Origin of the sequence: Parabacteroides massiliensis (genome assembly GCF_900155425.1) — a bacterium.
Taxonomy (GTDB): Bacteria; Bacteroidota; Bacteroidia; order Bacteroidales; family Tannerellaceae; genus Parabacteroides; species Parabacteroides massiliensis.
Genome location: NZ_LT700190.1, coordinates 752,074 through 765,570 on the forward strand (window position 1 = coordinate 752,074; position 13,497 = coordinate 765,570).

The window sequence follows — 13,497 nt, forward strand, 5'->3', positions numbered from 1 at the left end:
ATAATGAAGAAGAAAATTATATTCAGTTTTGTGTTTATATGGCTTAGCCTTTCTTTGTGGGCGGCCCGTCAGCCTGAATTTTCAACAGCTGGTTTTTTCCGGCTGGACAACAGCGGGCGTGAAGTGTTTTCGATGAATCCGGCTTGGCGTTTTTATAAAGGGGCCGCCGACGGTGCGGAGAGAAAAGAGTTTGATGATAAAGACTGGACGGTCGTTTCTTTGCCGAACGGCATTGAATATCTGCCGACCGAAGCGAGCGGTTGCATCAATTATCAGGGGAAAGTCTGGTATCGGAAGCATTTTGTGCCTGATACTGCTCTGAAAGGGAAAAAACTTTTCCTGCATTTCGAAGCCATAATGGGGAAAAGCAAGGTTTTTGTGAACGGCCGGTTGTTGACGGAGCATTTCGGCGGTTATCTGCCTGTCATTGTCGATGTGACGGATGCTTTGGACTGGAACGGCGACAACGTGATTGCCGTCTGGGCCGATAACAGCGATGATCCTTCCTATCCTCCCGGAAAGGCGCAAGATGTGCTGGACTTTACCTATTTCGGCGGTATTTACCGGGATTGTTGGCTGATTGCGCATAATAAGGTGTTTATCACCGATCCCAATTATGAGGATGAGATAGCGGGAGGGGGCTTGTTTGTCGCTTTCGGGAAAGTGTCGGATGAGTTGGCCGAGGTGCAATTGAAGATACAGGTACGCAACGCAACAGAGAAATCTTTCTCCGGCGTGGTGGAGTATACCTTGTTGCAACCGGATGGTACACAAGTGGCTTATCTGAATGATAAAATCCGAGTGAAAGCCGGTAAAGCGACAACCTCTTCCGATAGAATATCGGTGGAACGGCCGATGCTCTGGACTCCTTCGACACCGACTTTGTATAACCTGTTGGTGCGGATACTCGACAATGAGGGGAATGTGATCGACGGATATCGTCGCCGTATCGGAATCCGGAGTATCGAGTTTAAGGGAAAAGACGGTTTCTTCCTGAATGGTAAACCGTACGGCAAACCGTTGATCGGAGCCAACCGTCACCAGGACTTTGCGGTTGTCGGAAACGCTGTCGCAAACAGCATACATTGGCGGGATGCCAAAAAACTGAAAGAGGCAGGGATGGAGATTATCCGTAATGCCCACTGCCCGCAAGACCCGGCTTTCATGGATGCCTGTGACGAATTGGGTTTGTTCGTGATCGTCAATACGCCCGGCTGGCAGTTCTGGAATGATGCGCCCGAATTTGCGCAGCGCGTGTATAGTGATATCCGCAATGTCGTACGTCGCGATCGCAACCACCCTTCGGTCTGGCTGTGGGAGCCGATCCTGAACGAGACCTGGTATCCGGCAGACTTTGCCAAGAACACTCGTGATATCGTGGACGCTGAATATCCGTATCCCTATTGCTACTGCGGAAGTGACAGTGAGGCACGCGGACATGAAAATTTCCCGGTCTATTTTGGACATCCTGCCAATATGCAGAATGCGTCGAAAGAGATTGATCCGACGAAGACCTATTTCACTCGCGAATGGGGCGACAATGTGGATGACTGGAGTTCGCACAATTCGCCCAGCCGTGTAGCCCGTAACTGGGGTGAACAGCCGATGCGTGTGCAGGCTTGGCATTATGCCAGCCCTTCTTATCCGGTGACCAGCTACGATGTTCTTTATAAACAATCTCCGCAGCATGTCGGCGGTTGCCTTTGGCATTCGTTCGACCACCAGCGCGGCTACCATCCCGATCCGTTCTACGGTGGTCTGATGGACGTCTTTCGCCAGCCTAAATATTCGTATTATATGTTTATGGCACAACGTCCGGCAATGAAAGGCGCACAGCTTGCCGGAAGCGGGCCGATGGTGTATATCGCGCATGAGATGACGCCCTTCTCCGGGAAGGATGTGACGGTCTATTCCAATTGCGACGAGGTTCGCCTTACGTTTAACAAGGGCGGAAAGACTTATACTTATAAGAAAGACAAGAACCGTTCCGGAATGCCTTCGCCGGTCATCACCTTCCCGGATGTCTATGATTTTATGGTCGACAAGGCGCTTTCAAGGGCTCGTAAGCAGGACGATGTCTATCTGCTTGCCGAAGGGCTGATTGACGGCCGGGTCGTGGCTACACATAAGGTCGTACCCGCCCGCCGCCCTGAAAAGATCCTGTTATGGGTGGACAACGAGGGCACGGACCTGAAGGCCGATGGCTCCGATTTCGTGACGGTGGTGGCTGCTGTTGCGGATAAGAATGGAAATATCAAACGACTGAATAACTACAATATCCGTTTCTCCATTGAAGGGGAAGGACGTTTGCTGGGTGGGGCTGAGATACTGGCTAATCCGGCTCCCGTAAAGTGGGGGACTGCGCCTGTCTTGGTTCAGTCTACCTTGAAACCTGGTAAGATACGGATTACGGCGAGTGTCTTGTTCGAAGGTTCGCAAATGCCGGTAAGCGGTGAACTGGAACTCGAATCGAAACAGCCTGCTTTCCCGTTGGTCTATGATGCTGCCGATGCTGCTCGCATCCCGTTGGGCAGTGTTTCGGCCGGACAAACCACCACCTTTAAAACGGATGCCGAACGAGAAGTGGAACTTCTGCGCAAGGAGCTGAATGCCTTGAAGTTGAAAGAAGTGGAACGGCAACAGTCTGAGTTCGGGGAAAAGGAATAGTTGCGAGAAGCGAAGATACGGAGTCAGGCCTTTAAAAAGAGCAGAAATCTTTGTATCTTCGCACTCGGAAGAATTACTTTCTTGAAAAAACACGAAAATAGATTAATAATGAAACAGGGATTATTCGCATTAGGAATGTCGGTCGTCCTATCGATCATGGCGGGCTGCCGGCCGCAACAGGAGGAATGGAAATTGGTTTGGGAGGATAACTTCGATCAAGAGAATCATTTCGATGAGGCTTCGTGGAGCAAGATACCGCGAGGAAAGTCGGACTGGAATAATTATATGTCGGACTTCGATTCTTGTTATGCCATGCGCGATGGTAATTTGGTTTTGCGTGGATTGGTCAATTATAGCTTGCCGGCCGATACAGCTCCCTTTATCACAGGAGGAGTCTATTCGAAGGGCAAGGTCGGATTTTCCGACGGACGCTTGGATATCCGTGCCAAGCTGCACGGTGCAACCGGAGCATGGCCTGCTTTCTGGCTGTTGCCGGAAAAAGAAGGTTGGCCGGATGGAGGTGAGATCGATATTATGGAACGCTTGAATAATGATTCGATTGCCTATCAGACAGTTCATTCTGCCTATACCCATGTATTGGGGATCAAAGACAATCCGAAGCAGGGAGGAATCGGTGCGATCAACCGCGACGACTATAATGTCTACAGTGTGGAAATGTATCGGGACAGTCTCGTCTTCTTTATCAACGATACCCGCACCTTCGCTTATCCTCGTATCGAAACGGACAAGGACGGGCAGTTCCCGTTCGCGGACAAAGAGTTTTATCTGTTGCTCGATATGCAGTTAGGTGGAAGCTGGGTGGGAGCAGTCGACTCATCCGATCTACCTGTCGAGATGGAGATCGACTGGGTACGTTTCTATCGGAAAAATCAGTAGGTATAGGTTTCTATCAGATATTAAAAAAGCTTTTCGTTTCTTACGGAAGGCTTTTTTAGTTGTAGCAATTGGTCATTTCCCTGTTAAACATACTATCTTTGACGTTTGTTATTAAGTTAAATAGTTACAGTTATGTTAGATGTACAGTCTATCCGGAAGGATTTTCCGATTCTGGATCATAAGATATACGATAAGCCGCTTATTTACTTCGACAACGGAGCGACAACCCAGAAACCGCGCTGTGTGGTGGAGAAGATCGAGAGTGGTTATTATAATGTGAATGCCAATATTCACCGTGGCGTTCATTTTCTGAGCCAGGCGGCGACGGAAGCACACGAAGAAGCACGCAAGACCGTGCAGCAATTCCTGAACGCCCGCTCTTCCAACGAGATTGTTTTCACACGTGGAACGACTGAAGCGATCAATCTGGTTGCTTCCAGCTTTACCGACGAATGTATGTCGGCCGGCGACGAGGTGATCGTTTCGGTGATGGAGCACCATTCCAATATCGTCCCCTGGCAGATACAGGCTGCCCGTAAAGGGATTGCGTTGAAAGTGATCCCGATGAACGAAAAGGGCGAATTGTGTATGGATACGTTCCGCAGTCTTTTTTCAGAACGGACAAAGCTTGTCTCGGTTACACATGTGTCGAATGTACTCGGTACGATCAATCCGGTAAAGAAGATCGTCGAAGAAGCCCATAATCACGAGGTCCCGGTACTGATCGACGGAGCGCAGGCTGTTCCCCATCTGAAAGTGGATGTGCAGGATCTGGATGCCGAATTCTATGTGTTCTCCGGTCATAAGGTTTACGGCCCTACCGGTATCGGAGTCCTGTATGGCAAGGAAGAGTGGTTGGACAAGCTGCCGCCGTATCAGGGAGGAGGAGAGATGATCGCTTCCGTTTCCTTCGAAAAGACGACTTTCAACGAGCTGCCTTTCAAGTTCGAGGCCGGGACGCCTGATTATATAGGCAGTACGGCTTTGGCGGAAGCCTTGCGCTATGTTGAACGTTTGGGAATGGATAATATAGCGGCCTATGAAGACGGATTGCTTCGTTACGCGACCGATAAGCTGAATGCGATCGACGGTATGCGTATTTTCGGACAGGCGGCGCATAAAGGGGCGGTACTCTCTTTTCTGGTAGGTAATATCCATCATTACGATATGGGAATGTTGTTGGACCGTCTGGGCATTGCAGTCCGTACCGGACATCATTGTGCCCAGCCGTTGATGCAGGATTTAGGAATCGAGGGGACGGTTCGCGCCTCTTTCTCGTTCTACAATACAAAAGAAGAAATAGACGCTTTTGTTGCCGGTATCGAACGGGTGCGGAAGATGTTCTGAATAGATGGGATGGAGTAATAATGATGTTGTATTACCTGAAGAAATATCCGATCTCGCTGACGATTATCGCAGTGGTGATCTATCTCTCTTTCTTTAAACCGCCTTCTTTGGAGGTGGGCAAGATTGTGGGGATAGACAAAGTGGCCCATATCTGTATGTATGCCGGTTTGTCCGGTATACTGTGGATCGAGTTCCTGCGCAACCATCGCAAATACGACGATGTCTTGTGGCATGCCTGGATCGGAGCTGTCCTGTGCCCGGTCTTGATGAGCGGAGCAATCGAACTTTTGCAGGAATACTGTACGACCTATCGTGGTGGCGACTGGTTCGATTTCCTCGCGAATATCTGCGGTGTCGCTCTTGCAACGCTCTTCTCCTATTTCATCCTTCGTCCCTGGATGATGAAAAGAAAGACTGGTATTCATTAGTTTATGTGTCGGAAGAGTGTTACTTTTGTATTGTATCAAAATTCAGATGTCTTATGACTGCATTGGAATTACAAGAACGTAAAAACCGGGCGTTGGATATTTTGCAAGCTTGCAATAGCGAGGAGGCAATATCCTATATGGAAAGTCTTGCCCGTAAGTTGATTAAGATTGAAAAAGCGGAACTGAAACGTCCGAATTGCTTCACGTTGGAGGAGGTGAAGGAGATGTTGAAGGAAACAAATCGGGATAAGGAAAACGGAATTTACGTTTCTGAACAGGAAATGCGTGATTTCTTTCAATCTTTTCATTGATGGAAATTCGGTCAAGTAAGCTTTTCAAGCGACAAGTGGCAGACTTAGTTTGTTATTTAAAAGTGACTTTTGGTAAACGGATTGCTTTTCGTGTTAAAAATGAGATTGAGGAAAAGGTTTTCCTTTTGAAATTATTTCCTAATATGGGGACTGTCGAATCACTTTTGGAAGAAGAACCTTTGGTCTACCGTTATCTTGTTATTAAGCATAATAAAATACTTTATACGGTCGAAGAAAATTATGTATTTATCCATTTGTTGTGGGATTGCAGACGAGATCCCATTCATTTGATGGATTTGATAAAAGAAGTTGATTAACCATGTTACTACCCTACTTAGAAGCAAATCGCATAGAAGCCGGTTGTGATGAGGCCGGCCGTGGATGTTTGGCGGGTTCGGTGTATGCTGCTGCAGTTATCTTGCCGCCGGATTTTCATAATGAAGACTTGAACGACAGTAAGCAATTGAGTGAAAAGAAACGTTATGCGCTCCGTCCGATTATCGAGCGTGAGGCGATTGCTTGGGCTGTCGGTATCGTTACGCCCGAAGAAATTGACAAGATCAATATCCTGAAAGCCTCTTTCCTTGCCATGCACCGGGCCATTGACCAGTTGAAGGTCAAGCCGGAACATCTGTTGATCGACGGGAACCGCTTTACGCCTTATCCCGGTCTCAAACATACGACTGTCGTAAAAGGAGACGGCAAATATCTAAGCATTGCCGCCGCTTCCATTCTGGCGAAAACCTATCGTGACGACTATATGAACAGCCTCGATCGGGAATATCCCGCCTATCATTGGAAGGAAAACAAAGGCTATCCCACAAAAGCCCATCGTGAAGCCATCCGGGAATGCGGGATAACCCCTTATCATCGCAAAACATTTACTTTGCTGCCGGAACAGTTGGAGTTGCAGTTTTGACGGAAATTTTATTTTTGTTTCTGTTTGATCAACATGATGACCGGGTTGGATTCTTCATTCAATTCGGAAGCGATTTCTTTCAATCTGCCTTTTAGCCGGCCCCTTTCATAATCTTGAATGAGATCTGCCGCTTCTAAATGTTGCCAGGAAGGAATTTCGCCATTTATCGGTCTTCTTGAATTTAAGTAGACTGTTTCTTCGCCGGTATAATCTCCATTATGGACTTTGCTCCTGAAGAAAGCCTTTTCTCGTTTGTCGTACAATAAATTAGTTGTTGAAAACTCTATTGTCTTTTCGATTGCATCCATAAAATAGTAATGGTCGGTAAAGAGGCTCGGCAAAAGAATTACTTCCGGGGTCATGGATTGGATAGAAGGAACTCTTGCGATAAGTGGTGTCAAGGTATGATCCGGCAAATACTGATACAAGGTGTCGGCCGAATATTCCGTCAAAATATAACCGTTATAATAAGGCATGATCGGATGTTTGCATTGAGGAGAATAAACAAAATACTGCCCCTCTACAGTTTTATCTTCGACCCAGACATAGATGCTTTTCTTCTCTTTAAAAGGAATTGTGATTTCTTGGGTGATGCTGCCGTCCTGTTTTGATATGAGCATGAACGACTGTCCGGTATTCCTTGGAAAATCATCATGGCAAATTAAATTATCCTTGTCAAAATTGTACATTTCAAAAAGTGAGAACTCTTTTTGAATCGGTAGGTCCCGTTTGAAATTTCCTTCCAGGTCATAGACTTGTATTTTCTTTGCAAAACTGTTGTTGACAAATATTTCCCCTTTTTCTTCATCTAAAATGATTCTTGAATAAGAACTGTATTCTTCATTGCCTTGGCCTTTCCGGTTTATCTTTTTTAAGGCTTTCCCTTTTCGGTCGAAGATAAAAATATTACCGTCGCCATTGAAATTTGTCGCGACGATGACATCCTTGCCGACTCCCCATAAACTCCCCATACAAAGAAATTCATCTGTTGTTTCCAATGGGATATACTCCACATCCATAAAATCTTGGAGAATCAATTCTTTATAAGGATATTTTGTTGTGACATCTACCGTGCTTACTTCATTTGCCGGTTGGTTGTTCTTCCCACATCCGGTCATGACGGACAGGAACATGATTAAAATTGTATTTGCTTTTTTCATGGTATTATCATTATTTGATTTTCAGCTTATTACTATATGTTCGCAAATATACTGAAAAATAGTAAGCATGAAAGTCTTTTTCAAGTTAAACGTTATTAATGGCAAGAAGTGCCTATTGGGGAGGGAGTGTGGTAAGTATCTGTTTAAAACATATATGATTTGATTTCAAAACACCTATGCTTTGCATTCAAAACATAGGTGTTTTGGAGATCACCCTTGCTGTTCCTTGGTGCGGAATGCCAGTGCGTACATACGCATCTGTTTGACCATTGCCACCAGGCCGTTCGAGCGGGTAGGGCTGAGATGTTCTTTCAGGCCGATCTTTTCAATGAAGTAGAGGTCGGCATCCAGTATTTCCTGCGGAGTATGACCGGACAGGATGCTGATCAACAAAGAAACGATCCCTTTGACGATAACCGCATCACTCTCGCCTTTGAACAGGATCTTGCCATCCACATAATCCGCCTGCAACCAGACACGGCTCTGGCAACCCTCGATCAGGTTGCTCTCCGTTTTATACTTTTCCTCCAAAGGGGGAAGCGAGTTACCCAAGTCTATCAGTAACGCATACTTGTCCATCCAGTCGTCGAAGTCAGCAAACTCTTCGATGACATTGTCTTGAAGTTCATTAATACTCATCTTCTTATGATTTTTTTAATTGTCAGTTCTCAATTCGTATATACTACTTCCAGTACTGTCTGTCCTACGGCTTTCAGTACGTTTTTGTCTATATTCCCCATATTGTCGTTCTGCGTATGCCAGTGGTCACGGAAACCTTTGTTCGAGTTCGGGTCGTAGTTGATAATGTCCAAGCAAGGAATCCCTGTTTCTTCTATGACCGCTTCATGATCGTCCGTCACGCCGCCACCGTTCGCATTGATGAAATATTTGCCGTATCCTAAGTTTCGGGCTGCTTCCCACACTTCGTCCACATAGCGGGCTGCATATTTCATGGAAATATATTCTTTATAGAAGACCGCATCTTTGGCTCCTACCATGTCGAGCAGGATACCGAACTTGGCCTTATAGCCCGGTTTGTGCGGATTCTTCCCCCAGAAACGGCTGCCGAGACACCAGGTGTCGCTGCTGTCGCCGTATTTGTTTTTGGCAAATTCAGGGACTCCGTAATCTTCGGCATCGAAGAAAATGATGTCCACTCCTACGTTGGGAGCTTTCATCCCTATTTGGCGGGCGATCTCCAACAGGGCGCCAACTCCGCTTGCCCCGTCATCAGCGCCATCCAACGGTTTCTTATGGTTGGCCGGGTCGGGATCGTGGTCCGAATACGGACGTGTGTCCCAATGGGCGAAAAGCAGGATGCGTTTGTCATTGTCGGGGTTGAAGGAACCGATGATGTTACGCGATTCCAGCGGAGTCCCGTCGTATGCCCTGAGCGTAGCTTCCTGTTCGTAGACCTGCGCTCCGAAACGCTTCAGCTCGGATGCCAGGTAATCGCCACAAGCCTTGTGGGCCGGCGTGTTCGGGACACGGTGACCGAATGATACCTGTTTCCCGACATAAGCATAGGCACTGTCCGCATCAAATGACGGGGCAGTTGTTGCCGGAGCTTTCTTCACTTCCGTGACGGGAGCCGATGTCTCGCCGGCTCCTTTCTGACCGCATGAGAACAGGGTCATGGAGAATAATAATAAAATCAGTTTAGTCATATCCTGTCGTTTATAAGGAGTTATCGGGGAGCGGATTGCGCCTTGTTCATCACGCGCAACAGGTTGCCTCCCCATATTTTAGCAATATCATTTTCTGTATATCCTTCTTTTAAAAGGCGCATGGTGATGTTTATCAGTTCGTTGCTTGCCCGGCAGCCGATCAGTTCGCCATCACCGTCGAAGTCGGAGCCGATCCCGACATGGTCGATCCCGATCAGGTCCACGATATGGTCGATATGGCGGATCGCATCGCTCAGAGACGCTTTTTCGGCATCTTCGTTGATGAACCCTTTGTAGAGGCATATCTGTGCGACACCTCCCTGTTCGGCGAGCGCTTTCAGTTGTTCGTCCGTCAGGTTGCGCGGATGGTTGCAAAGTGCACGGGCGGAAGAGTGGGAAGCGATAATCGGATAGGCGCTTGTTTCGAGCGCATCGTAGAACGTACTTTCCGCAGCATGCGAGATGTCGACCAGTACGCCCGATTCATTCATTTTGCGGACGACCTCTTTCCCGAAAGGACTGAGACCGTTCCATTCCGCGTCTCCTCTTGCCGAGTCGCACAGGTCGTTGCTCCCATTGTGGCAGAGAGTAATATAGGATACACCCATTTTACGGAAACGGACGACATTCTCGATGTCCTTGCCTATCGCGTACCCGTTTTCCACACCCAACATGATTGCTTTCTTTCCGGCCGCTTTCAGCGTGTGGACTTCCTGTGGCGTGCAGGCGATGCACATGCGGGAACGGTTCAGCTCCATCTGCCGGTGTATTTCCTGCAGGCGGTTCATGGCGAAGTTTGTCGCTTGCAGCAGTGAGGCGTCGTCTCTCGGTCCCTGCGGAATATAGGCGACCATGATCACCGCGTCTATCAGTCCCTCTTCCATGAAGGGAAGGTTCACTTTGCCGCCCTCTTTCAGCCCGATGTTGAATTCGCCCGGAAAGATCATCGGGGTGTCGGTATGGGAGTCGAGCGTCACGTTCCGATGGTGGATACGTTTGGCCTCTTTGAACAGGCGGGACGATTCGACATGATACCTGAAAAGTTTCAACATCTGTTCGTCGTCGTTGGCTGCCATTGCTTCGGGATGCCACTGGACGCTGAATATTTCTTTTTCCGGATGTTCCATCGCTTCGTTGATCCCGTCGGGAGCTGTCGCCGTAGCGGTAAATTCAGGGGCCAGTTCGCTGATTGCCTGATGATGGAAGGAGTTGACCAAAAGTTCTTTTTCGCCGTCCAGCATGGTGCGGAGCTTCGAAGGGCCTTCGTTCAGCATGACGGAATGGGAAGCCTGTTCGCGGGGAAGCGTCTGGCTGTGTTTCAGCGGTTTTTGATTGTGTTGGGTATGGATATCCTGGTATACGCTCCCGCCGAATGCGACGTTCAGTATCTGATGTCCGCGACATATCCCCATGACCGGCAATTGTCGGTTGGTTGCCAAGCGGAGCAATATCAGGTCGTATTCGTCCCGGTAGGTATCCACATCCTGCAAGGCGGGAATCGGTTCTTCCTGTATGTAAAGAGGGTTGATGTCGCCACCACCGCTCATGACCAATCCGTCCAACCCGTTCACGATTGCCGTCAATGCTTCGATATCCGTAATGGCCGGGATCAGTACCGGGGCACCGCCGGCTTTCAGTACCGCCTGCACATAAGTCTCGGCGATACAGGAAAGTCCGTCTTTCCGATTGGCGGATATTCCTATACGGGGAGGTTGAAGACTTTCTTTTTTCGGAATATAAAGATCCACTTCCCTGTAAAGGGCCTCTAAATTCGGACGACGGAGCTTCATGTCTCTATGATTTATAATTTATGATTTCTGAATTATGATTTATAATTTATGAATTATTATCGGTGCATAAATCATAAATTATAAATCATAAATCTTTACGCATCAATGTTTGCGTATGTTGCATTCTCTTCGATGAACTCGCGGCGCGGACCGACATCTTCGCCCATCAGCATGGCGAATATCTGGTCTGCTTCGGCGGCACTGTCGATCGTGATCTGTTTCAGCGTACGGTTTTCCGGGTTCATGGTTGTATCCCACAACTGGTGGTCGTTCATTTCACCCAAACCTTTGTATCGCTGTGTGTGGATCTGGTTCTCGTTACCGCCGCCATATTTGTCGATGAATGCCTGGCGCTGTTGGTCGGTCCAGCAATATTCTTCCACTTTGCCTTTCCTGCACAGGTAGAGAGGAGGAGTGGCCAGATAGACATATCCGTTTTCGATCAGTGCACGCATACGACGGAAGAAGAAGGTCAGGATCAGAGTGGCAATGTGGCTTCCGTCCACATCGGCATCGGTCATGATAATAACCTTGTGATAGCGCAGTTTGCTCAGGTTCAACTCTTTCGGGTCCTCTTCGGTGCCGATGGTGACACCCATTGCCCGGAAGATATTCTGGATTTCTTCGCTTTCGAAAATCTTGTGGTCCATTGCCTTTTCGACGTTCAGGATCTTACCACGGAGCGGTAGGATCGCCTGGAAGTTACGGTCGCGTCCCTGCTTGGCTGTACCGCCTGCAGAATCTCCCTCGACAAGAAACAACTCGCAAAGTGCGGCATCTTTGGAAGAACAGTCGGCCAGTTTGCCGGGAAGCCCGCCCCCTGTCATCGGCGATTTGCGCTGTACCAGTTCGCGTGCCTTACGGGCAGCCTGGCGTGCCTGGGCAGCGAGGATCACCTTGTCGACGATTATCTTGGCTTCTTTCGGATGTTCTTCCAGATAGTAGCCCAATGCTTCACCGACGGCCTGGTCTACGGCACCGGTCACTTCGTTGTTTCCTAACTTTGTCTTGGTCTGTCCTTCGAACTGCGGTTCAGCCACCTTGATGGAGATAACAGCAGTCAGGCCTTCACGGAAGTCATCGCCTGAGATTTCGACCTTTGCTTTTTCAAGCAGTTTGGAGTCGTCCGCATATTTTTTCAGCGTACGGGTCAAACCGCGGCGGAAACCTGCCAGGTGCGTACCTCCTTCTATGGTGTGGATATCGTTTACATACGAAAATACGCTTTCGTTGAATGACGTATTGTAGGTCATGGCTACTTCGACCGGGATACCCTGTTTCTCCGTTACAATGTGGATCACATCGGGGATCAACTGTTCTTTGGAACGGTCGATGTAACGGACAAACTCTTTCAATCCTTCTTCGGAGCGGAATATCTCGGATTTATAGGTGCCGTCTTCCTTTACGACACGCTTGTCCGTCAGGCTAAGAGTGATACCGGCATTCAAGAAGGCCAATTCACGCAAACGGGTTGCCAATATTTCGTATTTATACTCGGTTACGGAGAAGATGCTTCCGTCCGGCTTGAACAGAATGGTCGTACCGGTCGTATCTGTTTCGCCGATCACTTCGATGGAATGAAGCGGTTTACCACAGGAGAACTCCTGCATGTGGACCTTTCCGTCGCGGCGTACTTCAGCTCTCAAGTAAGTGGAAAGCGCGTTTACGCAGGATACGCCCACACCGTGCAAACCTCCTGATACCTTGTAAGAACCTTTGTCGAATTTACCTCCCGCATGGAGCACGGTCAATACGACTTCAAGCGCTGACACGCCTTCTTTCTCATGAATATCTACCGGAATGCCACGGCCATCGTCTGTAACAGAGATGGAGTTATCTTCGTTTATCACTACGTCAACTCGGGTACAAAATCCGGCCAGTGCTTCGTCAATAGAGTTGTCAACAACCTCGTATACTAAATGGTGGAGACCTTTCTCGCTGGTATCGCCAATATACATGGACGGTCTCTTACGCACTGCCTCTAACCCTTCAAGTACCTGAATACTATCCGCAGAGTACTCTGTAGAAGTATTCTTAATTTCTTCACTCATGAGTCTTTATCGTTTAAAATCTGTAATTATCTGTCTTTCTAAAAAAGCTAACAAATATAGTGAAAATAATTAATTTAGCAGGTAAAGAGAGTGTGAAAATAGTCAAATGGTGGGATGCAACAAAAAAAGAGACAAAGTTCAACTTTGTCTCTTTTTTTGTTAAGTAGCCCGTGGGGGAATCGAACCCCCCTTTCAAGAATGAAAATCTTGCGTCCTAACCGATAGACGAACGGGCCATCAGGTTTAAAAAAGCCGGGCTG

12 protein-coding genes and 1 tRNA gene are annotated in these 13,497 nt (G+C 48.0%); 7 read left to right on the plus strand and 6 right to left on the minus strand.

Features of this window, described 5'->3' with window-relative positions:
- The first annotated feature begins 3 nt into the window (after window positions 1–3).
- The 7 genes from BQ9893_RS10470 to BQ9893_RS10500 all read left to right on the plus strand — a co-directional run bounded on the left by BQ9893_RS10470 (window position 4) and on the right by BQ9893_RS10500 (window position 6,569).
- Window positions 4–2,667: a glycoside hydrolase family 2 protein gene (locus BQ9893_RS10470; RefSeq protein ID WP_075965974.1), complete on the plus strand. Its 2,664-nt coding sequence runs from the start codon at window positions 4–6 to the stop codon at window positions 2,665–2,667.
- 108 nt (window positions 2,668–2,775) lie between these two features.
- Window positions 2,776–3,564, plus strand: a complete 789-nt coding sequence (locus tag BQ9893_RS10475) for a glycoside hydrolase family 16 protein (protein WP_075965975.1) — start codon at window positions 2,776–2,778, stop codon at window positions 3,562–3,564.
- Between the two features lie 132 nt (window positions 3,565–3,696).
- The gene (locus BQ9893_RS10480; protein WP_075965976.1) at window positions 3,697–4,911 is read left to right on the plus strand and encodes an aminotransferase class V-fold PLP-dependent enzyme; all 1,215 of its coding nucleotides are present in this window, start codon (window positions 3,697–3,699) and stop codon (window positions 4,909–4,911) included.
- A 23-nt stretch (window positions 4,912–4,934) separates the two neighbouring features.
- Window positions 4,935–5,339 (plus strand): VanZ family protein, encoded by a 405-nt coding sequence (locus tag BQ9893_RS10485; RefSeq protein ID WP_075966109.1) that lies wholly within the window; start codon window positions 4,935–4,937, stop codon window positions 5,337–5,339.
- A gap of 53 nt (window positions 5,340–5,392) precedes the next feature.
- Complete coding sequence (locus tag BQ9893_RS10490) at window positions 5,393–5,650, plus strand: hypothetical protein (protein WP_075965977.1); 258 nt, start codon at window positions 5,393–5,395, stop codon at window positions 5,648–5,650.
- On the plus strand, window positions 5,650–5,967 hold the full coding sequence (locus tag BQ9893_RS10495; protein ID WP_075965978.1) for a type II toxin-antitoxin system RelE/ParE family toxin: 318 nt from the start codon (window positions 5,650–5,652) through the stop codon (window positions 5,965–5,967). The genes BQ9893_RS10490 and BQ9893_RS10495 overlap by 1 nt, the downstream gene beginning before the upstream one ends.
- 2 nt (window positions 5,968–5,969) lie before the next feature.
- The gene (locus BQ9893_RS10500) at window positions 5,970–6,569 is read left to right on the plus strand and encodes a ribonuclease HII (protein ID WP_075965979.1); all 600 of its coding nucleotides are present in this window, start codon (window positions 5,970–5,972) and stop codon (window positions 6,567–6,569) included.
- A gap of 8 nt (window positions 6,570–6,577) precedes the next feature.
- Here BQ9893_RS10500 and BQ9893_RS10505 read toward each other — a convergent pair whose 3' ends face one another.
- From BQ9893_RS10505 to BQ9893_RS10530, 6 genes are all read right to left on the minus strand, one after another.
- On the minus strand, window positions 6,578–7,729 hold the full coding sequence (locus BQ9893_RS10505; protein WP_075965980.1) for a 6-bladed beta-propeller: 1,152 nt from the start codon (window positions 7,727–7,729) through the stop codon (window positions 6,578–6,580).
- A gap of 210 nt (window positions 7,730–7,939) precedes the next feature.
- Window positions 7,940–8,368: a SufE family protein gene (locus BQ9893_RS10510; RefSeq protein WP_075965981.1), complete on the minus strand. Its 429-nt coding sequence runs from the start codon at window positions 8,366–8,368 to the stop codon at window positions 7,940–7,942.
- 29 nt (window positions 8,369–8,397) lie between these two features.
- Window positions 8,398–9,396 carry a M28 family peptidase gene (locus BQ9893_RS10515; RefSeq protein ID WP_075965982.1) on the minus strand — a complete coding sequence of 333 codons (999 nt, stop codon included), beginning with the start codon at window positions 9,394–9,396 and terminating at the stop codon, window positions 8,398–8,400.
- A gap of 20 nt (window positions 9,397–9,416) precedes the next feature.
- Entirely contained in the window at window positions 9,417–11,186 is a 1,770-nt protein-coding gene (locus BQ9893_RS10520) for a membrane dipeptidase (protein ID WP_075965983.1), read from the minus strand.
- Window positions 11,187–11,281: 95 nt separating this feature from the next.
- The gene (gene gyrB, locus BQ9893_RS10525) at window positions 11,282–13,237 is read right to left on the minus strand and encodes a DNA topoisomerase (ATP-hydrolyzing) subunit B (RefSeq protein ID WP_075965984.1); all 1,956 of its coding nucleotides are present in this window, start codon (window positions 13,235–13,237) and stop codon (window positions 11,282–11,284) included.
- A 164-nt stretch (window positions 13,238–13,401) separates the two neighbouring features.
- A tRNA-Glu gene (locus BQ9893_RS10530) sits at window positions 13,402–13,473 on the minus strand.
- Window positions 13,474–13,497: the final 24 nt, after the last annotated feature.